The 25389-nt window shown below is 70.9% G+C and carries 21 protein-coding genes and 1 pseudogene; 7 read left to right on the top strand and 15 right to left on the bottom strand.

The window, feature by feature from the left end:
* Window positions 1–300: 300 nt before the first annotated feature.
* A complete protein-coding gene (locus tag ACIBCU_RS25445; RefSeq protein WP_362927649.1) occupies window positions 301–975 on the bottom strand; it encodes a TetR/AcrR family transcriptional regulator C-terminal domain-containing protein in 675 nt (224 codons plus the stop codon).
* Window positions 976–1093: 118 nt separating this feature from the next.
* Between ACIBCU_RS25445 and ACIBCU_RS25440 the strand changes: the two genes are divergently transcribed.
* Window positions 1094–1612: a hypothetical protein gene (locus ACIBCU_RS25440; RefSeq protein ID WP_362927648.1), complete on the top strand. Its 519-nt coding sequence runs from the start codon at window positions 1094–1096 to the stop codon at window positions 1610–1612.
* Between the two features lie 59 nt (window positions 1613–1671).
* Here ACIBCU_RS25440 and ACIBCU_RS25435 read toward each other — a convergent pair whose 3' ends face one another.
* Both ACIBCU_RS25435 and ACIBCU_RS25430 read right to left on the bottom strand, forming a co-directional pair.
* Window positions 1672–2190, bottom strand: a complete 519-nt coding sequence (locus tag ACIBCU_RS25435; RefSeq protein WP_399234205.1) for a GNAT family N-acetyltransferase — start codon at window positions 2188–2190, stop codon at window positions 1672–1674.
* A gap of 174 nt (window positions 2191–2364) precedes the next feature.
* Window positions 2365–2736, bottom strand: coding sequence for a winged helix-turn-helix transcriptional regulator (locus ACIBCU_RS25430; RefSeq protein WP_399234203.1), 372 nt, complete (start codon window positions 2734–2736; stop codon window positions 2365–2367).
* Window positions 2737–2820: 84 nt separating this feature from the next.
* On the opposite strand from ACIBCU_RS25430, the gene ACIBCU_RS25425 reads away from it, so the two are divergent.
* The gene (locus tag ACIBCU_RS25425) at window positions 2821–3726 is read left to right on the top strand and encodes an NAD(P)-dependent oxidoreductase (protein WP_399234201.1); all 906 of its coding nucleotides are present in this window, start codon (window positions 2821–2823) and stop codon (window positions 3724–3726) included.
* A gap of 186 nt (window positions 3727–3912) precedes the next feature.
* Window positions 3913–4044 (top strand): hypothetical protein, encoded by a 132-nt coding sequence (locus tag ACIBCU_RS25420; protein WP_362927645.1) that lies wholly within the window; start codon window positions 3913–3915, stop codon window positions 4042–4044.
* A gap of 30 nt (window positions 4045–4074) precedes the next feature.
* Here the strand turns inward: ACIBCU_RS25420 and ACIBCU_RS25415 are convergent, their stop codons facing one another.
* Both ACIBCU_RS25415 and ACIBCU_RS25410 read right to left on the bottom strand, forming a co-directional pair.
* Window positions 4075–4686 carry a dihydrofolate reductase family protein gene (locus ACIBCU_RS25415; protein ID WP_399234199.1) on the bottom strand — a complete coding sequence of 204 codons (612 nt, stop codon included), beginning with the start codon at window positions 4684–4686 and terminating at the stop codon, window positions 4075–4077.
* Window positions 4687–4929: 243 nt separating this feature from the next.
* Complete coding sequence (locus ACIBCU_RS25410) at window positions 4930–6102, bottom strand: epoxide hydrolase (RefSeq protein WP_399234197.1); 1173 nt, start codon at window positions 6100–6102, stop codon at window positions 4930–4932.
* Window positions 6103–6204: 102 nt separating this feature from the next.
* On the opposite strand from ACIBCU_RS25410, the gene ACIBCU_RS25405 reads away from it, so the two are divergent.
* Together ACIBCU_RS25405 and ACIBCU_RS25400 are read left to right on the top strand one after the other, a co-directional pair.
* Complete coding sequence (locus ACIBCU_RS25405; RefSeq protein ID WP_399234195.1) at window positions 6205–6780, top strand: CGNR zinc finger domain-containing protein; 576 nt, start codon at window positions 6205–6207, stop codon at window positions 6778–6780.
* A gap of 75 nt (window positions 6781–6855) precedes the next feature.
* Window positions 6856–7353 carry a hypothetical protein gene (locus ACIBCU_RS25400; protein WP_399234193.1) on the top strand — a complete coding sequence of 166 codons (498 nt, stop codon included), beginning with the start codon at window positions 6856–6858 and terminating at the stop codon, window positions 7351–7353.
* Window positions 7354–7407: 54 nt separating this feature from the next.
* On the opposite strand, the pseudogene ACIBCU_RS25395 reads toward ACIBCU_RS25400, so the two are convergent.
* From ACIBCU_RS25395 to ACIBCU_RS25375, 5 genes and pseudogenes are all read right to left on the bottom strand, one after another.
* Window positions 7408–7650: pseudogene (locus ACIBCU_RS25395) on the bottom strand (serine hydrolase); the annotation flags it as partial.
* 28 nt (window positions 7651–7678) lie between these two features.
* Window positions 7679–9502 (bottom strand): SpoIIE family protein phosphatase, encoded by a 1824-nt coding sequence (locus ACIBCU_RS25390; protein ID WP_362927639.1) that lies wholly within the window; start codon window positions 9500–9502, stop codon window positions 7679–7681.
* Between the two features lie 200 nt (window positions 9503–9702).
* Window positions 9703–10917 carry a thiolase family protein gene (locus ACIBCU_RS25385; protein ID WP_399234191.1) on the bottom strand — a complete coding sequence of 405 codons (1215 nt, stop codon included), beginning with the start codon at window positions 10915–10917 and terminating at the stop codon, window positions 9703–9705.
* The gene (locus ACIBCU_RS25380; protein ID WP_399234189.1) at window positions 10914–11561 is read right to left on the bottom strand and encodes a CoA transferase subunit B; all 648 of its coding nucleotides are present in this window, start codon (window positions 11559–11561) and stop codon (window positions 10914–10916) included. Before ACIBCU_RS25380 ends, ACIBCU_RS25385 begins: the two co-directional genes overlap by 4 nt.
* A complete protein-coding gene (locus ACIBCU_RS25375) occupies window positions 11561–12331 on the bottom strand; it encodes a CoA transferase subunit A (protein WP_362927636.1) in 771 nt (256 codons plus the stop codon). Before ACIBCU_RS25375 ends, ACIBCU_RS25380 begins: the two co-directional genes overlap by 1 nt.
* A 126-nt stretch (window positions 12332–12457) precedes the next feature.
* Here ACIBCU_RS25375 and ACIBCU_RS25370 point away from each other — a divergent pair, with 126 nt between their 5' ends.
* Window positions 12458–14128, top strand: a complete 1671-nt coding sequence (locus ACIBCU_RS25370) for an IclR family transcriptional regulator C-terminal domain-containing protein (RefSeq protein WP_399234186.1) — start codon at window positions 12458–12460, stop codon at window positions 14126–14128.
* 9 nt (window positions 14129–14137) lie between these two features.
* Here ACIBCU_RS25370 and ACIBCU_RS25365 read toward each other — a convergent pair whose 3' ends face one another.
* Window positions 14138–15913: a serine/threonine-protein kinase gene (locus ACIBCU_RS25365; RefSeq protein WP_399234184.1), complete on the bottom strand. Its 1776-nt coding sequence runs from the start codon at window positions 15911–15913 to the stop codon at window positions 14138–14140.
* A 299-nt stretch (window positions 15914–16212) separates the two neighbouring features.
* Here ACIBCU_RS25365 and tkt point away from each other — a divergent pair, with 299 nt between their 5' ends.
* Window positions 16213–18414: a transketolase gene (gene tkt / locus ACIBCU_RS25360; RefSeq protein ID WP_362927633.1), complete on the top strand. Its 2202-nt coding sequence runs from the start codon at window positions 16213–16215 to the stop codon at window positions 18412–18414.
* Here tkt and ACIBCU_RS25355 read toward each other — a convergent pair.
* The 4 genes from ACIBCU_RS25355 to ACIBCU_RS25340 all read right to left on the bottom strand — a co-directional run bounded on the left by ACIBCU_RS25355 (window position 18411) and on the right by ACIBCU_RS25340 (window position 24658).
* Window positions 18411–21269, bottom strand: a complete 2859-nt coding sequence (locus ACIBCU_RS25355; protein ID WP_362927632.1) for an NHLP bacteriocin export ABC transporter permease/ATPase subunit — start codon at window positions 21267–21269, stop codon at window positions 18411–18413. The genes tkt and ACIBCU_RS25355 overlap by 4 nt on opposite strands.
* 1 nt (window position 21270) lies before the next feature.
* Window positions 21271–23544: an NHLP family bacteriocin export ABC transporter peptidase/permease/ATPase subunit gene (locus ACIBCU_RS25350; protein ID WP_362927631.1), complete on the bottom strand. Its 2274-nt coding sequence runs from the start codon at window positions 23542–23544 to the stop codon at window positions 21271–21273.
* Complete coding sequence (locus ACIBCU_RS25345) at window positions 23541–24347, bottom strand: HlyD family efflux transporter periplasmic adaptor subunit (protein ID WP_399234181.1); 807 nt, start codon at window positions 24345–24347, stop codon at window positions 23541–23543. Before ACIBCU_RS25345 ends, ACIBCU_RS25350 begins: the two co-directional genes overlap by 4 nt.
* Before the next feature lie 83 nt (window positions 24348–24430).
* Window positions 24431–24658, bottom strand: coding sequence for a type A2 lantipeptide (locus tag ACIBCU_RS25340; RefSeq protein ID WP_362927629.1), 228 nt, complete (start codon window positions 24656–24658; stop codon window positions 24431–24433).
* Window positions 24659–25389 lie beyond the last annotated feature (731 nt).

Here is a 25389-nt window from a genome sequence, read left to right as displayed (position 1 = left end):
AAAAGTGCGGTCTTCCAGCAGGTGGCCTGCTCCCTCTCCTGCCGGCGTCACTGAACGCCCCCTCGTCGGTGTGCCGGCAGCCGGTACCTGCCCGTCCTCGACCGCCGATGCCGTACGCATCGCGCGGTCGGTGAGGCGTCACCGTGCCCTCCCGGTCCCGCAGCCGCACGGAACGGAGGACAACATGAGAGGGAAGCAATTCGGATGGCGGTTCGTCATCGGCGCGGTGGCAGCCGCACTGATGACCGTCGGACTCCTGCCCGTCGCCGCTACGGCGGCCGACGCGGTCACTGCCCGGCTCTACGCGGGGAGTCGCTGCTCCAAGCCGTCCAGGAGGGCTTGGAGGCCGAACTCGAAGGTGTTGTCGGGGGCGGCGGCGTAGTCGAGCGCCGCTTCGGTGTCCAGCCGGGCGCGCAGGTGCGGATAGCGCATGGCGGTCTTCCGTGCCTCGGCCATGGTGTGCCGGAACTGCTGCTCGGCGGCGCTTCCGCCCTCGTCGCGCTTCCGTGTGAGTGAGGCGGTCGCGGCGGCGCCGGCCGCGTTGCCCAGTACGTAGGTGAAGACGGCGCCCGCCGCCTGATCGGCCTGGGCGGCGGTGAAGCCGGCGGATTCGTAGACGGCGAGGCTGCGGTCGTCGTGGCGGGCCTTTCCCTCGCCGTGGACCAGGTGTGCGGCGAGGACCTGCACCAGCCATGGGTGCCGGGTGAACATCGCATGCAGGTCGGTGGCCATGACGGTGGCCGCGGCGCGCCAGCCGGCCGCCCGGGGGGCGGGCAGCGTGAGCTCGCTCCACACCTGGTCGGTGGCGAGCAGGACGAGGTTGTCCTTGTTCTTCACGTGCCAGTAAACGGCGGTGGCGGCGGAGTCGAGCCTGGTGCCCAAGGCACGCATGTTGAGCCCCGCGAGCCCCTCGGCGTCCAGGAGCTCGACGGCGGTGCGGACGATCTGGTCCCGGGTCAGCGTGTCGCGTGCCATGGCCACACCGTACGCAGCAGTTGAACAAAGTTCAAGAAGATACTTGCACGCTGTTCAAGTCCGGGAGTACTGTCCTCTCGGCAATCAATTGAACTAAGTGCAAGTCAAGGGAGAGTCAGTGAACACCCTCGCCGCCATCATGCAGTTGCTCGTCGCCGCCGCCTTCGTCAGCATCCCGGTGGTCCGCCACCGATTCGGCCCCGCCGCGAAGGCCGCCGCGGCGGCCGAGCTCCGACGCCAGAACGTCCGCCCTGACGTGCTGGAGGAGAACAATCTCCGCTTCGACGCCGGCGGTCACGAGACCGCGGCCCCCGTGGCCGTGGCCGCCGTGATGACCGCCACCGCCGCCGTGAATTACGCGGGCGCCGCTCCGGCCCAGCTGCTGACCTGGATATTCTCCTCGCTGGTGCTGCTGATGAACGCGGTGATCGTCTACAGCAACCTCACCGCGGTGAAGTCCGTGGAGGCCGCCTTCCGCCGCAAGGGCGACCCGGAACTGGCCCGTGTCGAGGTGGCGCCTTTCCTCCGGGCCGCCGAGGACGCTTTCCCCCGCTGGGTGCGCGCCCAGACCTATGTGCGTAACACCGTGGTCTTCGGCGGCTCCGCCGTCGCGCTGATCTCCGTCTCCCTCGTATGAAGTCGCCGACTGTGTCCGGATGCCTGCGATGTGGAGGCCGCCCGGGCCCGATCGCCCCGTCAATCGCCCCGGATGCGTGCGTGCAGGTGCATGTCGTGCCGGCCGTCGGCGTGCACCGCGGCGCTGCGCTCGGTGCCTCCCAGCGGGTAGCCGTATCTCATGGCGACCCCGCAGGACACTGTGTTGCGCGTCGAGTGGTCGAGCTCCAGACGGTGGAGGCCGATCTCGTACAGGGCCCAGGAAGTGAGCGCGGCGACGGCGCCGGAGGCCACACCGGCGCCGCGAGCGGCCGGGAGCACCCGGTACGCGACGTCTGCGACGCCGTCGTCGAAGTCCAGCCCGCGCAGGGCGATCCGGCCGAGCATCTCGCCCCCGTCGCGGGTGACCGCCCAGTGGCCGCCCTTCTCGCGTCGCCAGTCCCGGCGATAGTCGTCGAACCACTCCCGGACCTGAGTCTCGGTCAGAGGCCGGCGCGTGTGCCGGCGGCGGATCTCGCCGTCGCGATCGGCGGAGAGGAATGCCGGTACGTCGCCCTCTTCACAGGGGCGCAGCAGCAGGCCCCCGGCAGCGGTGAGCACGGGCTGAGGGAACCGGCGAGCGAGCCGGAGAGGATGACGGGCGGGGTCGAGTGGGCGCGGGTCATGGGGTCATGATCGGCCGAGGGGGACGCCGCGCGTCAAGGCCGCAGAACTCGGATCTCCGCGAGGGCGCCGGTCTCCCGAAGTGCCGTGCCCCGCCGGTCGGTCAACTGCTCAACCGTGTGGAGTCTCCACCACGTCGGCCCTCTCCGAGCCTTCGCGGCACATGCGCTCGGCCCCCCAGACGCCGAGTGGTTCGAGCGCCTTGTTGAGCGTGCGCCCGTGCTCGGTCAGGGAGTACTCCACGCGTGGCGGCACCTCGGCGTAGACCTTTCGGTGCACGAGGCCGTCCGCCTCCATCTCCCGCAGGTGCTGGGTGAGCATCTTCTCGCTCACTCCCGGCAGTCCACGGCGGAGTTCGGCGAACCGGCGTACGCGATGGGCGTCGAGCTCCCAGAGGATCAGTCCCTTCCACTTGCCGCTCACCACGTCGAACGCGGCGTCGATGCCGCAGATGTACGGCCCGCGTCTCGGTGCCTTGGTCATCAGTGGCTCCCCTTACAAAAAGGTAAGTACCGCAGTAAATAGTGGGTACTTCCGAGAGTAGTGGCGCTCTCCGACGATGAAGGGGTGAACGAACAGACCCGTAATACCGGACAGGACGACGCTGTCACCGTGATCGGGCTCGGCCCGATGGGCCGGGCGATGACACGCACCCTTCTCACCGCAGGCCGCCCCGTCACCGTATGGAACCGCACCGCCGCCCGGGCCGACGGCGTCGTGGCCGAGGGAGCGGCGCGCGCGGCGACACCGCGCGAGGCCGTCGAGGCGAGCGGCCTCGTGATCCTCAGCCTCACGGACTACCGGGCGATGTACGACACCCTCGGCAGCGCCACCGGATCGCTGGCCGGCCGGACGCTGGTGAACCTGAGCTCCGACACCCCCGATCGCACACGCGAGGCTGCCGCCTGGGCGGCGGGCCACGGGGCCGCCTTCCTCACCGGCGGGGTCATGGCCCCGGCGCCGATGGTCGGCACGGAGGCGTCCTACGTCTACTACAGCGGCCCCGGCGAAGTGATGGAGAGCCATCGAGCGGCGCTGGCGCCGCTCGGGACACCCCGGTATCTGGGCGACGATCCGGGCCTCGCCCAGATGATGTACCAAGCCCAGCTCGCGGTGTTCCTGACCACCCTCTCCGCGTTGATGCACGCCACCGCGATGCTGGGGACCGCCGGGATGAAGGCCGAGGAAACGCTTCCCGAGCTGCTCTCAGCCGCCGACGCGATCAGCGACATCCTGAGGGCCGGCGATGAGCGTCCCGGCGCCGCGCTCGATGCCGGCGAGCATCCCGGAGACCTCAGCACAGTCACCATGATGGGTGCCACGGCCGACCACATCGTCGAGACCAGCACCTCACTCGGACTCGATCTCGCGCTCCCGCTGGCCGTGCAGGCCCACTACCGGCGCGCGATCGAGGACGGGCACGGCAGCGACAACTGGACGCGCATCATCGACAGGATCCGGGCACCGCGCTGATCGCACGCCCGCACCTCTTCCGCCTGTTCGGAGAAAGGTGACCGTCCGCACTTGCATTCGGTTTCGAGCGGCGGGAAAAATTGGGGCAAGGCGGACCGGTGCGGCTCTTCGGAGTCGCCGCGGCCGGCCGGGCGGAAGGATCTGTCGTGCACAGGTCCGGCGGTATCGAGATCGTGAGGTGATCTCATGGGCAAGATGGTTTCCGCGCTCAAGCTGCTGCGTGGGCGGAAGAGGGAAGCGGACGGCAAGGCCCTGCAGGACCAGCGGCTGCGGGACGAGGGCCGCAGCCTGCAGGACAGGGTGCACGGACAGCGGTAGCAGCCCGTCTCCTTTCCGCGGAGAGCGGGCTCAGGCCCCGGCCCCGTACACGCCCTTCTCCGGCAGCCCCGTCGATTCGAAGGTGTGCACCGAGAGCCCGCGCGCGGTCGTCCTGTGGCTGACGAGCCGCAGGCCGGCCGGGGCGCCGCCGTCCGGGAAGAGCCTCCGGCCCCGGCCCACCACGACCGGGGCGATCACGAGGCGCAGCTCGTCGACCAGGCCCGCGGCCAACAAGGACTGGGCCAGCCGGGCACTGCCGTGGATCTGCAGGTCCCGGCCTCGCCGGGACTTCACCTCGGCGACCTGGGCAGGGACATCCCCGTTCAGGACCGTTGTCGGGTTCCACGCGGCCGTCGTCAGGCTGTGGGAGGCGACGTACTTGGGCAGGCCGTTCATGAGGGGTGCGAAAGGATGGCCGGTCATCGTCGGCCAGTCCCGGGCGAAGTTCTCGTAGGTGCGGCGGCCGAACAGCAACGCGTCCGCTGTGCCGAGCCACGTGGCAGCCACCTCCTCGAACTCCTCGTCCAGGTGCGGTACGAACCAGCCGCCCTGGTCGAAACCGTCGCTCCGGTCCTCGTCCGGGGAACCGGGGCCCTGGGAGACACCGTCGAGGGACAGGAACTCCTGTACGACAAGCCTCATCGCGCATCACTCTCTTCCGCCGACGTCACGGCCGCTGCGGCCTCTGGTCCACGGGAGACGACTGTGCCACTCCCGGGGGCGCCGTCGCGGGCAGACACACGTTCGTCGTCCTCCTCCAGCAGCGCAGTGAGGACGGCCAGGGGAGTTTCCGGTGACCGTGGTGGGCCGACGCCTCCAGCAGACCGAGGGCGACCGTGCACGCCTCGTCCCGCAGGCCGCACCGTGCCAGTGACCGTCTTCAACTCACCGGTTGGCGGCCAGCACTGCCGCGAGGCCCTCTTGCAGATCCTTGACGAAATACTCGGGAACCTCCAGCGACGGGAAATGCCCCCCGGCTTCGGGTGACCTCCATCGCACGATCTGTCGGTACCGCTCCTGCGCCCAGGGGCGCGGGCACTTCTCGACGTCGCGGGGATACATGGTGAGTGCCGACGGGACGTCGACCCGAAGTTCGGGGTCCAGCGAGTTGTGGCTCTCGTAGTAGATGCGGGCCGCCGATGCGCCGGTCCGCGTCAGCCAGTACAGGGTGACGTCGTCGAGAACGCGGTCTCTGGAAATCGTCTCGAACGGGCTGTCCTCGGTGTCCGACCACTCGGTGAACTTGTCAAGGATCCAGGCGAGAAGCCCGATCGGTGAGTCGACGAGCGAGTAACCGATGGTCTGCGGTCGGGTCGCCTGCTGCTTCGCGTACGCCGCGCGGTGGCGCCAGAAATCACGGGTTTCCTCGGTCCACGTGCGCTCGACCGCCGTCAGCCCGTCCGTTGTCAGCCCGGGCGGCCCCTCCGCGAACGTGGTGTGGATGCCGAGGACGTGCGCCGGGAACCTGCCGCCGAGGACCGTGGTGATGTTGCCTCCCCAGTCGCCGCCGTGGGCCACGAACTTGTCGTAGCCGAGCCTTCCCATCAGCTCCACCCATGCGGCCGCGATCTTTTCGGTTCCCCACCCAGTGGTGGCCGGCTTGTCGCTGTAACCGAAGCCTGGCAGCGAGGGGACCACGACGTGGAACGCCGGCGCGTCCGCACCCTTCGGATCTGCCAGCTCGTCCACTACATCGATGAACCGAGCAATGCTGTCCGGCCAGCCGTGCGTCAAGAGCAGAGGAGTGGCATCCGCGTGCGGGGATCGGCGGTGCAGGAAGTGGATCCCCAGATCATCAATGGTGGTGCGGAACTGGCCGATCTGATTGAGGCGCTCTTCGAACGACCGCCAGTTGTACCCGGTGCGCCAGTAGTTCACGACGTCGACGAGGTCGGCGAGAGGAACGCCCTGCTCCCATCGGCGAGGGCCGGGCGCGGCGCGATGGACCGTCTCAGCCTCCGGCAGCCGCGCCGCGGCCAGTCGCGCGCGCAGATCGTCGAGCTCGGCGTCAGTGGCATGGGTTTCAGATGCTTGCACGTCGCTGGTCGGTCGGGGCATTAGACCTCCTGGCCGTCGTGGAGCCGGCTACGGTCTTCTGTGAACCGGCTAAGACGGTTCTAGCAGTTCTTCGAGCCCGCTGCAACCGGCTAAGGTGGTTCCATGTGTGCTGCGTTCCCTGACTTCCGCCTCGGCAAGGTGCTCGCGATGAGCTTCACCGGGACTCTGTCGGAGCGTCGTGGTGACGCTGTGGAGCGCATTCCCACGCCTCACCGGCTCATCGACTGGCTGGCGGTGAGCGGCCTCGCCGTGGACTCCTGCACCACCGCCCAGCTCGAACTCGCTCGGGAACTGAGGGAGTCGATCCACGCCGCCGCGACAGCGGCCGCGATCCAGGACGCTCTCCCCGCATCCGCTGTCCACGTCATCAACGACCGCAGCGCTCAAGGCCGGGCCGCAGCGATTCTGACGCCCGAGGGTGAACGGCGGTGGCGGCTCAGCTCGGCTTCCTGCGTGGAAGATGCACTCAGCGTGATCGCCGCCGACGCGATCAGCGTCATCGCAGGCGAACGAGACGGAAAATTGGCCTTGTGCGCATCCCTGACCTGCCGAGCCGCCTTCTTCGACACCAGCCAGAGTCGCACCCGCAAATGGTGTGACATGAACACGTGCGGGAATCGTCAGAAGAAGGCGCGCTTCAATGCGGGCCAGCGCAAAAGCACCAGGTCAGCGGAGTGACCGTCACCCTCGGTACATCCGGGTGGGCCCCACGCCTGCGACATATCTGTCGCGTCGGGTGCGAGGAGGACGGAGGTGTCCGGTGAGCGGCTCGACCCGGAGTGGGTGCGGGGCTGGTGCGAGGGGACTTCTGCGGGTCTCGCGGCTCTGATGTCGTCGTTCCTGGAGACGCACGGCTATCCGCCGGGTGAGAACGCCGTCGTCCTCGCAACGGATGAGAGTCATGGGGCGACGGACGCACTCGTGGATCTGACGCCGATCCCCTCCGACCTGACGACCCTTTACTGGGTGGTCTGCGAAATTTCCATGCCTGATGTGGAGCACGGATACTTCGTCCACCCGGCCTCGACGGTAGCGGAGCACTTGCGCGAGCACGGATCTGTCCAGATCGACGACGAGCCACCTGGCATCGTGTTTGCCAGTGACGGGGGCGGACATCTGTTCGCGGCGGCAGGCAGCGGACGGATCTGGAGGTCGGCCACTGCCTCCTGGTTCGACGATTTCGAAGTCGCCGCAGAGTCCGTCCAGGACTTTCTCGAACAGCTCGGCCGAAGGGCCGCCGGCCAGACCTGACCCGGCACTCCGTCGGGTCAGGTCCTTGTGGCGTGGGGCCGGCTCACCCGTGGCTCTTGCCGCACAGCGCGGCGTCCACCGCGCCCTGGAGATGCTCCAGACTGTCGCCCGCAGCGCCCAGTCGGGCAGGAGCCGGCCGCCGAACAGGCCGTCCCAGAAGGCGTTGAGGCCCGAGGCCTTGTCGATCACCATGCCGAGCACCAGGTAGTTGGTGTTCGAGTAGCCCCAGTCCTCCCCGGGCTCGAAGACGGGCTCCGCGTCGAGCGCCCGCGCCAGATACTCCGGTGTCCTCAACACCCCTTGCGCAGGACGCCCGTCCTATGCGTCAGGCCGGTTCGGAGGTGTCCCTGACGGGTGTGTCCTCGATACGGGATCCGGGTGCTCCGCGGTTGTCGGCGGCCGGGCTGTGCGCATGTTGCGCCGGTGCCTCGTCGGTGCCGGCGCCGACGCCCGCCGCCGGAATGCGCAGGACCAGCAGGGCGACGTCGTCGCCGCCGGGGTCGATGCGGATCAGGAGTTCGTCCAGGAAGTCCTCGACGTCGCGGTCGGCCAGGGCCGCGGCATGCCGGCGCAGCGTGGCGAGACCGGCTTCGATGTCACGGCTACGGCTCTCGACGAGCCCGTCCGTGTAGAGCAGCAGCGTCGACCGGGGCGGGAGGTCCACATGGGCGTCGGGCCACCCCAGCCCCATGTGCAGGGCCGAACTGAGACCGAGGAGAGGGCCGTGACCGTCCTCGAGGAAGCGGGTGTGCCCGTCGGCCGTGATCAGGAGCGGCGGCGGGTGGCCGGCGTTGACCCAGTGGAGCTGCCAGGGCCCGCCCTCCTCGCCTTCGATCCGGGCGAAGACGCAGGTGGCCATGGGGGCATCGCTCGTATGGGTCATGGCCTCGTCCAGACGGCGCACGATCAGACTGGGGGGTTCCGTCCGGTCCCAGGCCAGGGCGCGCAGCATGTTGCGGACCTCGGCCATGTGGGCCGCGGCCTTGAGATCGTGGCCGACGACATCCCCGATGACCATCGTCAGGACGCCGTCGCCCAGGAGGAAGGAGTCGTACCAGTCCCCGCCGATCTCGGCGGCGCTCTCGGCGGGCCGGTAGCGGGCCGCCATCGTGAGGTGGTCGACCTGCGGCAGGGGAGTGAGGAGCTGGCGCTGCATGGTCTCGGCGACATGCCGCTGCTGCTCGAACAGCACGGCGGCCTCCATGACCAGGCCGGCGCGGCGCGCGATGTCGGCCAGTACGAAGACCTCGGCCTCGCTGAAGGAGGATTCGGGGTCGACCCGTGCCACGGTCAGCGCGCCGAAGACCTGCCGACGGGTGTGCAGGGGCACCACGACGGCGCAGCTGCCTCCCAGCCGGTCGAACAATTCCCGGTGGGCGCGCGCGAGCGGGCTGTCCGGCGGTGCCGCGAGGGCTTCCGCGTCGAGTACGACGGGCTCGGCGCTCCGCATGGCCTGGACCACAGCTGAACGGGTGGATTCGGGGAGGGGCGGCAGCGGACCCTTGAGCGCCTCCGCGGCCCGGTGGTCGCGAGGGGCGCGGACGGCGACGCGCTGCATCTCGCCCGCCTGCCTCGTGGTGTGCACGTCGATCGCCGCCCAGTCACCCATGTCCGGCACGAGCAGCCCGGCCAGTCTGTCCAGCATCTCCGGCGTCTCCAGGGCGGAGATCAGGACCGTCGACACCTCCGCCACCATCGTCAGCCGGGCGGTGAGCCCCTCCAGGGCCGCAAGGTAGGCCGCGGTCTGCTCGGCCGCCTCACGGTGCAGGCTGAAATCGTGGAAGACGACCACGGAGCCTTCCGCACGTCCCTCGTGCCTCAGCGGTGTGGCCGCCCAGATGATCGGCACCAGGGTGCCGTCCCCGCGCAGGAGGAGTTCCTCGCTGCCCTCGGCGGGCCGGCCGCTCTCCAGGACGGTCAGCATGACGCACTCGGCCCGCGGTACCGTGGCGCCGTCCGGTCCGCGGTGCAGCAGATCGTGCATGTCGTGACCGAGCATCTGCTCCTGCGGACGGCGGAGGATCTGCTGCGCGCGGGGGTTGCACGCGGTGAGCCGGCCGGCGTTGTCGGTGACGAACACCCCTGTCCCCAGGCTGTCGAACACCGTGCGCATGAAGCCGATCTCCAGCAGCCCGTCCGCGGACCTCATCGAGCGGCCCTCGCCGTCCCCGGGCGGGCCTCTCCGCCCGTGCTCGCCGTCCTCACGCCTTCCGGACCGCCCGGCGGCGGCAGCCGCACGGGCGGCATCGTGTCCGCCGCCGGAATCACGGTCTGGGAGGTCATGCCGTCCATCATTCATCCGGCACGCCCGTTCCGCCGCTCGGGAGGAGCCCGCCCTCCGGCCCCGGGCTACCTCTCCAGCACCAGCGCGGAGCCCTGGCCCACGCCGATGCAGAGCGTCGCCACGCCGGTCCCCGACCCGGCGGCCCTGAGCTGGTGCGCGACGGACCCGGCGAGGCGGGCTCCCGAGGCGCCGAGCGGGTGGCCGATCGCGATCGCTCCACCACGAGGATTGAGGACGGACGGGTCGAGGTCGGGCCACTCGGCGATGCAGCCCAGGACCTGGGCGGCGAAAGCCTCGTTGAGTTCGAGGGCCGCGAGGTCGGCGAAGCTCCTGCCCGCCCGGTCCAGCGCCCTGTTCACGGCCTTGACGGGGGCGAGCCCGAAGTAGTGCGGTTCGTTGGCCGACACGGCGGAGGCCGTGATCCGGGCCAGCGGTTCGCGGCCGGTGGCGCGCAGGCCTTCCTCGTCCGCCAGCAGCAGGGCCGCCGCACCGTCGTTCAGCGGGGAGGAGTTGCCCGCGGTGACGGTGCCGCCTTCCGTACGGAAGGACGGGCGGAGCTTGGCCATGGCCTCCAGCGAGGCGTCGTCCCTGATGCACTCGTCCCGGTCGACGACGAGCGGATCGCCCTTCCGGCGCGGGATGGTCAGGGGCGCGATCTCCCCGTCGAACAGCCCCGCCGCCCGTGCCGCCGACGCCTTCCGGTGGGAGGCGAGAGCGAACTCGTCCTGCTGTTCCCGGCTGATGGCGTGCTTGTCCGCGATCAGCTCGGCGCTCTCGCCGAGCGGCACCGTCCACTGCGGATCCATCCGGGGGTTGACCATGCGCCAGCCCAGGGTGGTCGAGTACATCTCGGTGTGCCCGGTGGGGAAGGCGCGGTCGCTCTTGGGCAGGACGTACGGGGCGCGGGTCATCGACTCGACGCCGCCGGCCACGACGAGCGAGTGGTCCCCGAGCGCCACCGCACGGGCCGCGTGCACGACGGCTTCGAGGCCGGAGGCGCAGAGCCGGTTGACGGTCACGCCGGGGACGGAGACCGGCAGACCCGCGAGGAGCGCGGCCATCCTGCCGACGTTGCGGTTCTCCTCACCCGCGCCGTTGGCGTTGCCGAGCACCACGTCCCCGATGCGCGACGGGTCGAGCTCCGGGGTGCGGTCGAGCAGGGCGCGGATGGTGTGGGCGGCGAGGTCGTCGGGCCGTACCTGCGCCAGTGCCCCGTTGTACCTGCCGATCGGGGTGCGGACGGCGTCGACGATGTACACGTCGCGGGGGCGGAAGCTCATGGGGCGACCCTCTCGGGAATGAGGACCGGGGCGGCCGTCCTCTCCAGGACCTCGGCGGCGGTCACGCCGGGTGCGGTCTCCACCAGGACCAGGCCGTCCTCGGTCACGTCGAGCACGGCGAGATCCGTGATGATGCGGTGGACACAGGCCTTGCCGGTCAGCGGCAGGGTGCACTCCTCGACGATCTTCGGGCTGCCGTCCTTGGAGGTGTGCGTCATGGTCACGATGACGCGGCGGGCCCCGTGCACGAGGTCCATGGCCCCGCCGATGCCCGTCACCATCTTCCCCGGCACCGCCCAGTTGGCGAGGTCGCCCCGGGCTGAGACCTCCATGGCCCCGAGGACGGCGGCGTCGATGTGACCGCCCCGGATCATGCCGAAGGAGAGCGCCGAGTCGAAGAACGAGGCTCCGGGACGCACGGTCACCGTCTCCTTGCCCGCGTTGATCAGATCGGGGTCGACATCCTCGGCGTACGGGAAGGCGCCGGTGCCCAGGATGCCGTTCTCGGACTCCAGGACGACGTGAACGCCCTCGGGCAGGTGGTTCGGGATCAGCGTCGGCAGTCCGATGCCGAGGTTGACGTATTCGCCGTCGCGCAGCTCCGCGGCCGCCCTGGCGGCCATCTCGTTCCGGTTCCAGGCCATCAGCCCTGTGCCCCCCGCTCCGTGATCGTCCGCTTCTCGACCTTCTTGTCCTCGGCCTGCTCGGGTGTCAGAGCGACCACCCGCTGCACGAAGATGCCGGGCAGGTGCACGTGGTCCGGGTCGATCTCGCCCGGTTCGACCAGCTCCTCGACCTCCGCGACGGTGATGCGGCCGGCCATGGCGGCGAGCGGGTTGAAGTTGCGCGCGGACTTGTTGAAGACCAGATTGCCGTGCCGGTCGCCCTTCGCCGCCCTGACGAGGGCGAAGTCGGTGCGGATGCTGTGCTCCAGGACGTACTCGGTGCCGTCGAAGTCGCGTACCTCCTTGGCCGGGGAGGCCACGGCCACCCCGCCGTCGCCGTCGTAGCGCCAGGGGAGCCCGCCGTCGGCGACCTGCGTGCCCACGCCGGCGGGGGTGTAGAACGCGGGTATCCCCGCCCCGCCCGCCCGGAGGCGCTCGGCGAGGGTGCCCTGGGGGATCAGCTCCAGCTCCAGCTCACCCCCGAGGTACTGCCGGGCGAACTCCTTGTTCCCGCCGATGTACGAGCCGGTCACCCGGGTGATCCGGCCGGCGGAGAGCAGCACCGCGAGCCCCGAGTCCATCGCTCCGCAGTTGTTGGACACGACACCGAGCCCGCTGACGCCGCTCGCGTACAGAGCATCGATCAACACGTTCGGCACACCGCTGAGACCGAAGCCTCCCACCGCCACCGAAGCGCCGTCCGGCACGTCGGCGACGGCCAGCGCCGCTGACGCGACCACCTTGTCCATGGGACCGTCCATCCAATAGTGTTCGCATGGTGAAGTTTCCTTCACTATGATGGTGTGAGTCTGCCGCCAGGGCCGGAGCTCTGTCAACGGTCCCGGCATCGGCCGCCCCCACCCGACGGAGGACAGATGGCACCGACCGGCACGTCACAGCCGGGCGAGGGGACGCCCGCGGAGGCGGTGGCCCCCCTGATGCGCGGCATAGCCGTCCTGCGCCGGCTGACCGACGCCGACGGCTCCCTCGGCCTCAGCGATCTGGAGCGCGCCACCGGGCTGGCCCGCTCGACCGTCGACCGGATCACGCTCACGCTCGCCCGCACGGGATACGTCCGCCTCGACGGCAAGGTCGTCACCCTCGCGCCGCGCCTGATGGAGCTGGGCAACGCCTACCTCTCCTCGGTCCGCCTTCCCGGCCTCCTCGGCGGCCGGGTGGACGCCCTCGCGGAGGAACTCGACGAGTCCGTCTCCCTGGCCGTCCCCGACGGCAGCGGCGTCCGCTTCGTCCACCAGACCACCCGTCGGCGCGCGATGTCCCTGCGCTTCCGCATCGGTGACCTGCTGCCGGCCGAACGCACCGCCCCGGGCACGCTGTTCGCCACCCGCTGGGGAGCGGAGAAGTGGCGGGCCTGGCGGGAGCGGCGGGCTTCAGACCCCGACGGAGCAGGCTTCCCGTCCCTGCCTCCGAGTTCCCGCCCGGCGGTCGACCTGTTCGAGGAGCGGGTGGAATCGGCGCGGGCGGACGGCTGGGTGGTGGACGATCAGCTGATCGAGCCCGGCCTCCTCGCCCTCGCCGTGCCCGTGCGGGATCACGCCGGAGGCTTCGCGTGCGTGCTCAGCGTGGTCAGCCACACCAGCAGGCACACCGTGCGGGGCCTCCGCGAGGACCTCCTGCCCCGGCTGCTCGACGCCGCCTCGGCGATGGAGCGCCGACTGCGTGACGAGCCCCCCGCGAACCCCACTCCGTCCCCGTCCCCGGGCGCCCTCGCCTCCTGGACCGCGGCCTCGAAGCAGGAACTCGGCCGGGAGTTCATCGAGTCCCTCGCCCGGGGCCTGACGGTCATCACCGCCTTCGGGGAGAACGGCGCCGCCCTGACGCTCAGCGCCGTCGCACGCGCAACCGGTCTCTCACGCGCCTCCGCCCGCCGCGCCCTGATCACCCTCGAACACCTCGGATACGTCACGGCCGACGGCCGTGACCACCGGCTGACACCACGCGTCCTGGCCCTCGGCTATGCACCGCTCTCCCGCACGACCCTGGCGCGGATCGCCGATCCGCACCTCGCCGCGCTGGCGGGACGGATCCAGGACTCCGCCTCCCTCGCCGTCCTCGTCGACGACTCCGTGCAGTACGTGGCGCGCGCCGCCACCCACCGCATCATGGACGTCGACATCACTGTCGGCACCCGCTTTCCCGCCTACGCCACCTCGCTGGGCCGCGTCCTGCTGGCCGGCCTGTCCGCCGCCGAACTCAGCTCCGTACTCGCCCATGCCGAGCTGCGTCCGCTGGCCCCCCACACCCTGACCCGCCGCGCGGAACTCGAAGCGGCACTGCAGCGGGCGCGCGCCGAGGGCCACGCCCTGGTCGACGAGGAGCTCGAGGCGGGCCTGCGATCGATCGCGGTACCCGTCCGGGACCGGGCCGGCACGGCGGTCGCGTCCATCAACGTGGCGATGCACAGCAGCAGCCGGACGATCGAGGAGACCTTGGACCAGGTGCTGCCCCAGCTCCGCCTCACCGCGGACGGAATCGAGTCCGAACTGCACATCGCCTCCCGCTTCACCCCCGTGGCGGTGGTGTGAGCCGCGGTCTCAGGCGTGGAAGCCGTTGCACACGACCGACGTGAACTCGGACGGGCCGCCCTCGACGTGGTACAGCACCACGGTCCAGTCACCCCTGTCGTCGCCCACCGGAATGGCGTCGACGGTCCGGTCGTCGAAGTGGGCCCGGAAGTCGTCGGGATACCTGAGGGTGATCGTGCCGCCCGAGGTCCATTCCGAGAAGACGTCGACGGGCTTGCTGGTGAAGCCGACTCCCTTGCCGACGGACCGGGTGGGGCGGCCCGTGGCGGGGTCGGTCCCGTGCGGGGGACGGACGCCCACGGATATGTAGTACGGCGCGGGCCGCTTCCCCTTGCCGGCGTTCTCCGGCCGCAGCCGCACCGATGCGGTGTCCGAACCGGTGGTGTGCGAGACGGATGACTGCAGGTTGGACGGCAGCGAGGCCATGTCGAGGCCGGACAGGTCGCAGGAGCCGATGCCCTGGGCCGCCTGCGCGGGATCCTCGGACAGCGTCCAGCGGTCCCGCGTCTCACGGTCGTTGACGATGTGATCCGGTGGCCCCGCGGCCGACGCCGTGGTGGCGGGCCGCCCGGACTCCTGGGTACCGGAGGCCCGCCCCGCCCCGGCCGCGCCCCCCGCTCCGGCCGCCCGGTCGTCCGGCTGCCCCGAGAGCAGCCAGGCCGTCGCCGACGCGGCCAGCACCGCCGCGACCGCGGCGAGGCCCAGCGCCCCCCGGCGGCCGGTGTGGGCCGGGCCGGCCGGCCTGCGCTCAGGTTCGTCGTACGGGGTGGTCCCCGGCGGACCCGCGGGCACGGCCGTCCCGCCCGGCGTCGACGCTGCGGAGGCGGGAACGAGCGCGGCCGGCGCCGACGCTGCGGAGCCGGGGGCGGCCGCCCGGCCCTGCGCCGCAGCGTCGCCCGGCAGAAGGGCGGTTGCCGTCCGCTCCGGTACGGCCCCGGCTTCGGCGCGCGTCAGCGCACGGTAATGGAAGTCCGTCGCGGGGGCCGAGTCCACCGCGCACCGTGCGATCACGGCCGCGGGGTCCGGCCGGTCCGCCGGATCCTTCGCGGCGCAGTCCCGGATGAGCTCGGCCAGCGCGGGGCTCACACCGGCCACGTCGATCTCCTCGTGCACGGCCCGGTAGCTCACCGCCGCCGCGTCCCCGGAGCCGAAGGGCGGCCTGCCGGTCGCCGTCCAGGCGAGCGTGGCCCCCAGGGCGAACACGTCCGCGGCAGGGCCGACCTCGTTGCGCAGGACCACCTCCGGCGCCGCGAATCCGGGGGTCCCCGGCCCCGTCCCGTCCCGGGTGAGCACCGTCTGCCCGAGTGCCCGGGCGATGCCGAAGTCGATCAGCTGCGGCCCCTGCGGCGAAAGGATCACGTTCTGCGGTTTCAGATCCCGGTGGGTGACTCCATGGACATGGACCGCGGCCAGCCCCTCGGCGAGGGCGGCGAACAGCTTCATCGCGCTGCCGGCCGGAAACGGTCCGTCAGCCCTCACCGCCGCGCTCAGCGTGGGCCCCTCCACGTACTCCGTGGCCAGCCAGTAGGGCGCCGTGTCGAGCGACGCCTCGATGAGCTGGGCGGTGTAGGCACTGCGAACGGCCTCCACGGTGGCGGCCTCCCGCCGGAACCTGGCCAGTGCCTCCGGGTGGTCACTGATCTCGTCCCGGATCACCTTCACCGCCACCAGCCGTCCCCCCGGGGAACGGCCGAGATACACCTGCCCCATCCCGCCGGCACCGAGCCGGGCGAGTAGCCGGTACGCGCCGATGCACGAGGGATCCTGAGGCCGCAGCTCATCCACGGCATGACTTTCCCACATCCGCCGCCCGCCCGGCCCGGCGTCCCGGAATGAGAGGTGATCGTCGGCGAAGGCACGGTCTGCCGCGCCCCTCCCGGGGTAGGCGAGCGGAGGCGGCACGTGCGCCACCGCCACCCAGGCCGGCCGCTATGCCCCGCGGGCGAGCACCGAGGACCCGCCGCGCCGCCGCCATGCCCGCTCCGGGTGCGGACGACGGCGAGGGAACAGAGGATGCGAAGGGTGGCGAGCCGCACCGACCGGCCCCGGCGTACCGAGAAGCGACATCCGAGGGAGACGACACCATGGCGCCCGAGCGATCCTCTTCCGGCAGCACAGCATCGCGAGACCCCGGCCTCGCCCGGCCGCTGGCCGAGCGGGCAGGGTGGAGCGACGTGGACCTGCGCGCGGTGGACACCGTACGGGTACTCGCCGCCGATGCCGTGCAGAAGACAGGCAACGGCCACCCGGGTACGGCGATGAGCCTGGCCCCGCTCGCCTACCTGCTGTTCCAGCAGGTCATGCGGCACGACCCCGCCGACGACCAGTGGCTGGGCAGGGACCGCTTCGTCCTCTCGTGCGGCCACACCAGCCTCACCCTGTACATCCAGCTCTACCTGGCCGGCTACGGCCTGGAGATGGAGGACCTGAAGGCGCTGCGGACCTGGGGTTCGGCGACCCCCGGCCACCCGGAGTACCGGCACACCCGCGGCGTCGAGATCACCACAGGTCCGCTGGGCCAGGGCATGGGCGCCTCCGTCGGGATGGCGATGGCCGCACGCCGGGAGCGGGGCCTGCTCGACCCGGACGCCGCACCGGGCACCAGCCCCTTCGACCACCACGTCTACGTGCTCGCGTCCGACGGCGACATGATGGAGGGCGTCGCCTCCGAGGCCGCGTCGCTGGCCGGACATCAGCAACTGGGCAACCTCATCACCTTCTACGACTCCAACCACATCTCCATCGAGGACGACACCGACATCTCGTTCAGCGAGGACGTCCCGGCCCGCTTCGCCGCGTACGGATGGCACGTGCAGACCGTGGACTGGACCCGTACCGGCGACTACGTCGAGGACGTCGACGCCCTGCTCGCCGCGATCGAGGAGGCGAAGGCGGAGCGGTCCCGGCCCTCACTGATCATGCTGCGCACGATCATCGGATGGCCCGCGCCGACGAAGAAGAACACCGGCAAGGCGCACGGGGCGGCCCTGGGGGACGACGAGGTCGCCGGCACCAAGCGGCTCCTCGGCTTCGACCCCGAGGCGTACTTCCCCATGGAGGACGAGGTCCTCGCCCACACCCGGGCCGTGGGGGAGCGGGGCAGGGACGCCAGGAAGCGCTGGGAGCGGACCTACGAGGAGTGGCGGACGGCCAGTCCTGAGCGGGCGGCCCTGCTGGACCGGCTGCGTGAGCAGGAGCTTCCGGACGGCTGGACCGACGCCCTGCCGGACTTCCCGGCCGACCCCAAGGGCATGGCCACCCGAAAGGCGTCCGGCAAGGTGCTCACCGCGCTCGCACCGGTCCTGCCCGAGCTGTGGGGCGGCTCCGCGGACCTCGCGGGCAGCAACAACACCACCATGGACGGCGAGCCCTCCTTCGTCCCGGCCGACCGGCAGACGGCCGAGTTCTCGGGAGGCCCCTACGGGCGCACCCTGCACTTCGGCATCCGCGAGCACGCCATGGGCGCGGTGCTCAACGGCATCGCGCTGCAGAGCCTGACCCGTCCCTACGGCGGCACGTTCCTCACGTTCAGCGACTACATGCGCCCCGCGGTCCGCCTCGGCGCCCTGATGAAGCTTCCCGCCACCTACGTGTGGACCCACGACTCGATCGGACTCGGCGAGGACGGCCCGACCCATCAGCCCGTCGAACACCTGGCCGCCCTGCGTGCGATCCCCGGGCTCGACGTCGTACGCCCCGGGGACGCCAACGAGACCACCGCCTGCTGGCGGACGATCCTGGAGCACACGGACCGGCCTGCCGGCCTCGTCCTGACACGGCAGAACCTGCCGGTGCTCGACCGTGCCGACGGGGTCCACGCCCCCGCCGAGGGAGCCGCGCGCGGCGCCTACATCCTCGTGGAGGCCTCCGGAACCGCCCCCGACGTCATCCTCGTGGCGACGGGGTCGGAGGTCCAGATCGCTCTCGACGCCCGCAAACTGCTCGTCGACGAAGGCCTGGCCGTCCGCGTGGTCTCGATGCCCTGCCGCGAATGGTTCGCCGAGCAGCCGCTGTCCTACCAGGACGAAGTGCTGCCGCCGGACGTGCGCGCACGCGTGAGTGTCGAGGCCGCCGTCGGCCAGGGCTGGCGCGAGGTGGTCGGCGACGCCGGCCGGATCGTCAGCCTGGAGCACTACGGCGCCTCCGCCGACTACCAGCGGCTGTACGACGAGTTCGGCATCACCGCCGAGGCCGTCGCCGCAGCGGCCCGCGCCAGCATCCGCGACGCGGTGGAGCCCCCTGTACCGGGCGGTCGCCGGTCCCAGGGGCCGGGACGACACAACTAGCTCATCTGACGCCGCACCAGTTCATGGAGCTGCCCGTCCGTGTCCGCGAGGAGCTCGACGGGCGGCCCCTCCTGGACGACACGGCCGTCCGCCATGACGATCACCCGGTCGGCGTCCATGACCGTGGACAGCCGGTGCGCGATCACCACACGGGTGGCCCGCAGGGACCTGGTGCTCTCGATCACGGTGCGCTGGGTCTCGTTGTCCAGCGCACTGGTCGCCTCGTCGAAGAACAGGATGCGTGGGCGCCGGACGAGCGCCTGGGCGATCATCAGCCGCTGGCGCTGCCCCCCGGAGATCGCGCCGCCGCCGGAGATCATCGTCTGCAGCCCCATCGGCATCCGCTTGATGTCCTCGGCCAGCCCCGCCATCGCTGCGGCCTCCCACGCCTCCTCCTGGGTGAAGACCTCGGCGCCGCAGATGCAGTCCAGGATCGACCCGGACAGCGGCTGGGCGTTCTGCAGGACGACCCCGCACTGGCGGCGCACCGCCGCCTGGTCGAGCGCCGTCAGGTCCTGGCCGTCGTACAGGACACTGCCCGAGACCGGCTTGTCGAAGCCGATGAGCAGCCTCAACAGGGTCGACTTGCCGCATCCGCTCGGGCCGACGACCGCGACGAACTCGCCCGGGCGCACGGTCAGCGACACGTCGTCGAGGACGACGGGGCCGTCGTCGGAGTAGCGGAAGGACACACCCCTGGCCTCGATCTCCCCGGACAGCTCGCCCGGCTGGGTGCTGGCACCGCGTACCTCGGGTGCCTCGTCGAGCACCGGCTTGATCTGCTCGAACATCGGCAGCACGGCGGCGGCTGACACGAAGGCCCCGGTGAGCTGGGTGACGGCCGTCAGCAGCATCGTCACGGACGTGTTGAAGGTCAGGAACTCGGCGGCTGTGAGTGATCCGCGTGCCGGGCCCGCCAGCAGGACGAAGATGACGAGTGAACACAGCGGCAGATAGACCGCGTTCAGGACCGTCGTCAGATTCTTGATCCGGCCCGCCCGCTTCTGCAACTCGCGGCTGCGGGCGAACTCCGCCGCCCACGCCCCGTACGCGAAGCTCTCGGCCGCCGCGACCCGCAGCTTGGGCAGCCCCCTCAGCGTCTGGAACGCCTGGTTGTTGAGCTTGTTGCCCAGCACGACCAGACGGCGCTGCCAACGGAGCTCCCACATGCCCATGGTGAGGAACACCCCGGCGATGACCACCAGCATCGCGACGGCGGTGAGAGCCAGCGGCACACTGAACCAGAGCAGCAGGCCCAGATTCATCGCCCCGAGCGTGCCCGCCTGCACCACGACCGGACCGGTGCCGGACAGCACCCTGCGGATGGAGCTGACCCCCATCGCCGCGCTGGCCAGTTCGCCCGTGGAGCGCTCGGTGAAGAACTTCGTCGGCAGCCGCAGCAGCCGGTCCCAGACCGCGGGCTGGAGCGTGCTCTCGATCCGCCCCTCCATCCGCAGGATCGTGAGGTTCTGCAGGAGCATGAAGGCCGCCGAGACCACACCGGAGATGATGACGGCCAGCGACACCTGCACGATGAGGGCGTTCTGCGCGTTGGGCACGTACACGCCGAGCACCTTGCCGGTCGCGATCGGCACCAGTGCACCCAGCGCCACCGTAACCAGCCCCGCCAGCACCAGTCTCCGCAGGTCGCTCCGGGTGCCGAACAGGCCGAACCGCAGCAGCTGCCTCTTGCCCAAGGGCTGCTCCGGTAGCGGCCGGTAGAACATCACGGCTCGTTCGTCGAACTCCTGCGCGGAGGAGCTGTCGACACGGCTGCGCCGCCCCGTCAGCGGGTTGACCGCCTCGTAGCGGCCACGGCGCCAGAGCAGGGCGACCGGTGCTCCGGACGCGGCCCGACGGCCCACCAGCGGCCCGGAGTTCTCCCGCCACCAGCGTCCGTCCAGCCGTACCGCCCGGGTGCGGACACGCGAGGCGACCGCGACCCGCTCCACCGGGTCGATCCGCTCGCTCACCGCCCCGCCCGTCGCGGGCTCGCCGAGGACGATCCCGGAGTCCCGCGCCACCAGGCGGCAGGCCGCGTACACCGCGTCGTCCGAGGCCCCCGCCGCAGGCGAGGAGCCCCTCCGGGACCGGCCGATCGACGTCAGCAGCGCATGGTCGGCCTCCTTGCGGACGGCCTCGCCCGCCTTCATGCCCGCCGCGGTCCGGTCCTCGTGCGCGCGCTCCAGCTGTTCGATCCAGCGGTCCAGCGCCGACAGCAGGCGGTACTGCTGATTGACCATCCCCTGCCACATCGCCGGGTCGACGAGCAGGTCACCCGCCGCCTCGGCGCTGAACGCGGCGCCGTACTGCACACTGCCGGGCGACACCGGAAGCCACAGGATGTCGTCGTCGCCCACCGCCTCGTCGAAGGTGGTCCGTCCGTCCAGCGGGGCCTCGAACAGCACCCGCTGGCTCCGGCCCACGCCGAGCGAGAAGGCGTGCTCCAGCAGGCTCAGCGTCGCGTCCCCGGCGTCGTAACGGCTGCGGTACTGCGCCTCGTACGCCCCCTGGTCGGCGTACTCCGGCCGGTACAGCTCACGCAGAGGGATCCGGCGCAGCACGCACTCCTGGAGCGGCCGCCCGACCAGGGTGTGCTGCGGGCCCTCGACCGGGCCCAGCACGAGCGTTCCCGGTTCGAGCCGGCCCAGGAAGTGCCAGTGCCCCTGCTCCACCGCGTCCACGGCGAACAGGTCGAGGGCGCCGCCCACGACGAGCCACAGCACCTGGGGGCCCTCCAGCGACAGACTCCGCAGCCCGGCGCAGTCGACCGGCTCGCCGAGAGCTCCCAGCGCGCCGATGACCGGGTCCTGCCCGGGAGCCTCCGTGCCCGCGAGAGGATGTACGGATGCCACGTCAGTGCTCCCTGACCAGATCGGCGTACGGGCCCCCGGCGGCCACCAGGTTCTCGTGCCGGCCGCGCTCCACGACGGTCCCGTGGTCCAGGACCACGATCTCGTCGCTGTCGCGGACGGTGCTCAGCCGGTGCGCGATCACGACGCAGGCACAGCCGCGCCGCCGCAGGTTGTCGATGATGACCCGCTCCGTCTCGGCGTCCAGCGCGCTGGTCACCTCGTCCAGAACCAGGATGCTGGGGCGGCGCACGAGCGCCCGGGCGATCTCCAGGCGCTGACGCTGCCCGCCGGAGAAGTTCCGGCCGTCCTGCTCCACCCGGCTGTGGATGCCGCGGGGGCGACGGGCGACGACGTCGTACAGGGCGGCGTCCCGGAGAGCTTCGGCCACGGCCTCGTCCGGGACCGAGGGATCCCACAGCGCCACGTTGTCCCGGACCGTCCCCTCGAAGAGGAAGACATCCTGGTCGACGAAAGATACGGACGCGGCCAGCGCCCCCCGGGGTATGTCCTCCAGACGCTGCCCGTCGATGCGGATCGTGCCCTCCCAGGGGCTGTAGAGACCCGAGATGAGCCGCGAGACGGTCGACTTGCCGCTGCCGGAGCCGCCGACGAGCGCCACCTGCTGACCCGGCCCGACGGACAGGGAGAAACCGGTGAGCAGCGGCTTGTCGAGCGGGCTGTAACCGAAGGTGATGTCCTCCAGCGTCACATGGCCCTTGAGGCGGCGGGTGCTCGCGGCCGGCTCACGGCGGGAGTACAGCGGGTCGACCGGGAAGTTCTCGACGTCCTTGAGACGGGCCACGTCGGCCGCGAAGTCCTGCACCCGGCCCGCCACCCCGTTGAGCCGGGTGAGCGGCGCGGTGAAGCGGGTCACCAGAGCCTGGAAGGCGACGAGCAGACCGATCGAGATGTGCCCCTCGACGGCCCGCAGGCCGCCGATCCACAGGATCAGCGCGCTGTTGAGCGTCGCGAGGGCGGGGGCGACGATGCCCAGCCAGGCGCTCGGCACCCCGAGGCGCTGCTGCTCCTCCAGGGTCGTCGCGTGCTGCCCGGCCCACCGGCGGAAGTACCCGTTCTCGCCACCGGTGGCCTTCATCGTCTCGATCAGCTGGAGACCGGTGTACGAGGTGTTCGTGAGCCGAGCGCTGTCGGCCCGCAGCTTCTGCGTCCCGACGGCCCGCATCCGTACGACGATGCGCATGGCGACCACGTTGAGCAGCGCGATCCCCACTCCGATCACGGTCAGCTGGGGGTCGTAGGTCCAGAGCAGGAACGCGTAGAGGAGGACGACGATGCCGTCCACGCCCGCCGCGGTGAGGTCCCGGGCGAGGGTCTCGGCCACGGCGTCGTTCGACTGGAGGCGCTGGACGAGGTCGGCCGGGCTGCGCTGCGAGAAGAAGGTGACGGGCAGCCGGAGCAGATGCCGGAAGAAGCGCGCGCTGCCGAGCGTGGAGGAGATGATGCGCCCACGCAGCAGATTCGCCTGTTGCAGCCATGTCAGTACGACGGTGAGGGCGACCATGGTGCCCATCGCGGCGAACAGCACGCCCAGCAGCGAGGTCTGCTCGCCAATCATGAACATGTCGATATAGGTACGGCTCAGGGCCGGGAGCGTCGCCCCGACCGCCACCAGCAGCAGGCTGGCGAGCAGGGCGACCAGCATCGTGCCCGTCGTGCCGCGCAGCCGGGCCGGCAGCGCGGCCATGACACCGGGCTTCCGGCCGCCGCGCTCGAAGTCCTCGCCGGGTTCGAGGACGAGGACGACCCCGGTGAAGCTGGTGTCGAAATCCTCGGAGGGCACGAACCGGCGCCCCTTGTCGGGGTCGTTGATGTGCACGCCCCGCCGTCCGAGACGGCGTCCCACGCCGTCGTACACGACGTAGTGGTTGAACTCCCAGAACAGGATGGCGGGCGCCCGTACCTCCGCGAGGGCCGCGGGTTCCATCTGCATGCCCTTGGCCTGGAGACCGTAACTGCGGGCGGCCTTCAGCACATTGCTGGCCCGCGAGCCGTCACGCGAGACGCCGCAGGCGATGCGCAGCTCCTCCAGCGGCACGTGGCGGCCGTAGTGCGCGAGCACCATCGCCAGCGAGGCCGCACCGCACTCCAGGGCCTCCATCTGGAGCACGGTGGGGGTGTGCACGGTCTTGGTCCGCCCGGGCTTCGGCGCCGGACGCGACCGCCGCCTGCTGCCCGGGGCCCCCTCCGGGCGGTGCCTGCCACGGCTGGGCGGCGGCAGCTGCTGGGCGGTGGGGGACGGATGCGGTGCGGTCACGGGAGCAGCCAATCGATCGGGCGCTGGTCGGCGAGACGGACGGAGCCGGTGGCCAGGGTCATGGAGCCGATCGCGTAAGGGGGGCCGTCGGCCGAGGACCACCGGTAGCCGGACTTCGTGGAGTCCGAGGGCTCGATCTTCACCAGGACCGCCAACGGCCTGCCGTGCCGGGAGAACTGCTCGCCGAGCTGGGCGTCGCCGAGGAAGCGGGTGATCTGCTGCTGCGTCTGCGCGGCCCTGCCGACGGCGGCCACCTTGCCGCGCAGCACCCCGTACTGCTGGGCGGGCACGGACTGGACGGTGAGATCGACGGAGGCGCCCACCGGGACCGAGGCGGCACTGCTGCCGGATACGTAGAGCAGGACGACCAGCGGATCGTCGGCGCCGTCGATCCGTTCGACGCTCGCCACGTCCGCGCCGGTGGTGACCACCGCGCCGATCGTGGCCGTCACAGAGGTGAGCCGGCCCGCGTCGATCGTGCGGACGACGCGTTCGCCGTTCTCCGTACGGACCTTGAGCAGGGGGGAGTTCCGGGGCAGGGTCTCGCCCTCGTCGGCGAGTACCTCGGTGATCTGTCCGGCGACGGGGCTCTGCAGGATGTAACTGCCGCGGGAATGGGTGAGGATGCCCGGCGCGTCGAGGGTACTGGCGACCGAGCCGGTCACCGCCCAGAAGCAGGCGGCCGCCATCACGGCGACGGTGACGCAGAGGACGAGCAGGCCCTGCGGGCGGGCGAAGCGCACCGGAAGGTCGAGCTGTTCGGGCGACTGCAGCTTGGAAAGGGCCTGTTGGCGGAACTGCACGGAACTCTTCCCTCACCTGTCAGCGGTCGGCACCGAGCCCCGGAACCGATGGGTTCCGGGGCTCGGCGGGGTACTGCCGTGTCTCAGAGACCGGCGGTGAGGCCGGTGGCCAGGCCGGTGACCGCGCCCGTGTTCACGCCGGTGGTGCCCTCGACGAGACCGGTGACCGAGCCGACGACGCCGGCGACCGGGACGATGCCCTCGACGGTGCCCGTGACGTTGCCGAGCACGCCGCCGACGAGGCCGCCCGAGACGTTGTCGAGGTCGCTGTCGGAGATCTCGGCGGTCTCGACCTGGGGGGTGTAGTTCATGATGAGCGCTGCCCTTCGTATGGAAATTGCCTATATACGGAAACCCGTGGTGCGGCCTCCGTATGGGCCAGGATCAAAGCACGCCTGTGCCTCGTACAGCCAATCGAACTGCGGCGGATCTGTGGTTATCGGCCCGCTGGAATCGACTTACGTGCAGAAGTGTTCATTCCATGGCGGCGAATCCTTCACGAGCTTCACCGGATGAATTCCGTGACGCCGCAACCTCACTCCCCCCAAGTGGGGCACTCCCGCCCCAATCGCCCCCCGACCCGGTCTGGACCTGGCATTTCGTGCCAGGGCGCGTGATCGGTGTGCGCACGCCGTGTGCAGGTTTCTTCGATCCGGGGCCCTTCCGATTCCCCGAGCCGGTGACGAGGGCAGCCGTGCGAAGTTCGGAAGGTGTCGGTATTCACGCGGTTGTGAAAGGTGAACATGACTCGTTTTTCTCTGTGCTCGGCGTATGAATGAACGGCGCATTTATGAAGCGTTTTCCGCGTTCGGGTGTTCACCCTGTCACGTGGCCTCCGGATATGTGGAGAAGATGTGCCGCCTTCCCTGGGTGTCGCGGGGTGGGGTGCGGGTGCTCGCGCGGTCGAGACGGGAGGGGCGGATCTGATTCATCCGATGAAAGGTCCGCACCACCCTTCTCCGGGGCGGCGTGCGGCGCTACCATCGGGATGCCTTATGGGAGCGCTCCCATCTCTGTGTCGGCCCCGTACCGCCGCTGAGCG

Origin of the sequence: Streptomyces sp. NPDC051064, from assembly GCF_044455985.1 — a bacterium.
Lineage (GTDB): Bacteria > Actinomycetota > Actinomycetes > Streptomycetales > Streptomycetaceae > Streptomyces.
The sequence above is the reverse complement of the archived record's forward strand: the minus strand, read 5'-3'. Positions and strand labels throughout refer to the sequence as shown.

Bases quoted from the DNA above. Each gene is read 5' to 3' on its own strand.
- ACIBCU_RS25410 (WP_399234197.1), bottom strand. From the start codon at position 6,102: ATGCCCCGACCGACCAGCGACGTGCAAGCATCTGAAACCCATGCCACT.
- ACIBCU_RS25390 (WP_362927639.1), bottom strand. From the start codon at position 9,502: ATGAGGTCCGCGGACGGGCTGCTGGAGATCGGCTTCATGCGCACGGTG.
- ACIBCU_RS25405 (WP_399234195.1), top strand. From the start codon at position 6,205: ATGTGTGCTGCGTTCCCTGACTTCCGCCTCGGCAAGGTGCTCGCGATG.
- tkt (WP_362927633.1), top strand. From the start codon at position 16,213: ATGGCGCCCGAGCGATCCTCTTCCGGCAGCACAGCATCGCGAGACCCC.
- ACIBCU_RS25380 (WP_399234189.1), bottom strand. From the start codon at position 11,561: ATGGCCTGGAACCGGAACGAGATGGCCGCCAGGGCGGCCGCGGAGCTG.
- ACIBCU_RS25445 (WP_362927649.1), bottom strand. From the start codon at position 975: ATGGCACGCGACACGCTGACCCGGGACCAGATCGTCCGCACCGCCGTC.
- ACIBCU_RS25370 (WP_399234186.1), top strand. From the start codon at position 12,458: ATGGCACCGACCGGCACGTCACAGCCGGGCGAGGGGACGCCCGCGGAG.
- ACIBCU_RS25375 (WP_362927636.1), bottom strand. From the start codon at position 12,331: ATGGACAAGGTGGTCGCGTCAGCGGCGCTGGCCGTCGCCGACGTGCCG.
- ACIBCU_RS25415 (WP_399234199.1), bottom strand. From the start codon at position 4,686: ATGAGGCTTGTCGTACAGGAGTTCCTGTCCCTCGACGGTGTCTCCCAG.
- ACIBCU_RS25420 (WP_362927645.1), top strand. From the start codon at position 3,913: ATGGGCAAGATGGTTTCCGCGCTCAAGCTGCTGCGTGGGCGGAAGAGG.
- ACIBCU_RS25430 (WP_399234203.1), bottom strand. From the start codon at position 2,736: ATGACCAAGGCACCGAGACGCGGGCCGTACATCTGCGGCATCGACGCC.
- ACIBCU_RS25385 (WP_399234191.1), bottom strand. From the start codon at position 10,917: ATGAGCTTCCGCCCCCGCGACGTGTACATCGTCGACGCCGTCCGCACC.
- ACIBCU_RS25340 (WP_362927629.1), bottom strand. From the start codon at position 24,658: ATGAACTACACCCCCCAGGTCGAGACCGCCGAGATCTCCGACAGCGAC.